This window comes from Myxococcus sp. AM011, from assembly GCF_013372595.1.
In the GTDB taxonomy this organism is placed as follows: domain Bacteria; phylum Myxococcota; class Myxococcia; order Myxococcales; family Myxococcaceae; genus Myxococcus; species Myxococcus eversor.
The window spans coordinates 1-1,717 of sequence record NZ_JABXEM010000537.1 but is presented as its reverse complement, the minus strand read 5'-3'; the positions used below and the strand labels follow the sequence as shown (position 1 = coordinate 1,717).

General features: G+C 68.1%; 1 protein-coding gene. It reads right to left on the bottom strand.

Going from position 1 to position 1,717, the window contains the following annotated elements:
- The coding region (locus HUW62_RS47135; RefSeq protein ID WP_255204045.1) for a condensation domain-containing protein at positions 1–1,717 on the bottom strand (1,717 nt) is incomplete at both ends.

The window sequence follows — 1,717 nt, the reverse complement described above, 5'->3', positions numbered from 1 at the left end:
ACCTGGGCCTCGAAGGGGCCGTGCATGGTGGTGACGGCATGCGACTCGCGTGAGGTGTCGTTCCAGGAGACGAGGAACTGGTGACGCTCCTGCTCATCGAGCAGCGGCAGCCGCCAGAGTGACTGGCTGGGGTCGCTGACGGCGGATTGCAGCAGCCGCGACAAGTGCGAGGCCAGGCGTCTGGCGGTGTCCGGGTCGAACAGGTCGGTGTTGAACTCGAGCAGGCCGCTGATGTCGTCGCCGTGGTCCGAGAGCAACAGCGACAGGTCGAACTTGGCGCTGCCGCGGGTGATTTCCACGGGGCCCGGTGCGGGTGCCGGCTCTTCGCGGCGCGCCCCGGTGCGAGGCTGACGCGGCGTGTTCTGCAAGGCGAGCATCACCTGGAACAGCGGAGACCGGCTCAGGTCGCGCTCGGGCTTCAGCTCGTCGACGAGCTTCTCGAACGGCACGTCCTGGTGTGCGTAGGCACCGAGCGTCGTCTCCTTGAGCTGAGCCAGCAGCTCGCGGAACGTCATCTTCTCCGTCAGCCGTGCGCGCAGCGCGAGCGTGTTGGCGAAGAAGCCGACGATGCCTTCCAGCTCTGTCTGCTGCCGGTTCGCGATGGGCGAGCCGACGACGATGTCGTCCTGCCCCGAGTACCGCGCGAGCAGCACCTGGAACGCGGCGAGCAACACCATGAACGGCGTGACACCCTCGCGCTTGCACAGCGCGCGCAGCGCTTCGGTCACCTCGGTGCTCAGATGCACCGGGAGCGTCGCGCCGACGTGGGTCTGCACGGGCGGTCGCGGTCGGTCGGTCGGCAGTTCGAGCGCGTGGGGGGCACCGGCGAGCTGGTTCCTCCACCAGGAGAGCTGCTGCTCCAGTGCCGCGTCTCGCAGCCAGCCGCGCTGCCACAGCGCGTAGTCCGCGTACTGGAACTCCAGCGGAGCGAGCGGGGACGGACGCCCCTGGGAGAACGCTTCGTAGAGCGCACCCACTTCGCGCAACAAGATGCCGTTGGACCAGCCATCCGAGACGATGTGGTGCACCGTGACGAGAAGCACGTGGCTCTGCTCGGTCACTCGCAACAAGGCCGCCCTGAAGAGGGGGGACTGCGTCAGGTCGAAGGGCTTCTGGGCCTCGGCGGAGATCAGCCGCTCGAGTTCCGTGTCCAGGGCCGCGCCCGTCAGGTGCCGGAGGTCGGTGACGGGAACGGACAGCTCGGCGCGAGGATGGATGACCTGAACCGCGGTGCCGTCCTCCTGCACGTGGAACGAGGTGCGCAGCGCTTCATGGCGCTGCACGAGTTCCTGAATCGCGCGCTCCAACGCGGAAGCATCCAGGTAGCCCTCGAGATGCTTGCCGGAATGGATGTTGTAGGAGGCGCTGTTGGGCTCCAGCCTGTCGAGGAACCACAAGCGCAGCTGAGCGAAGGACAGCGGCAGCGGACCCGTGCGAGGCACCGCCACGAGCGGAGGCCGCGTGTTGGCCGGGGCTTCTCCACGAGCCGCTTCGACTCGCACCGCCAGCTCGCCCACGGTCGGCGCTTCGATGAGCGCGCGCAGGGGCAGCTCGACGTCGAAGGCCTTGCGGACGCGAGAGACGACCTGTGTGGCGAGGAGGGAGTGGCCACCGAGGGAGAAGAAGTCGTCGGTGACGCTGACGGAGTCGAGGTGGAGGACTTCCGCCCAGATGGCGGCGAGACGCATCTCGGTGGGGTTGCGAGGAGCGACGAAGG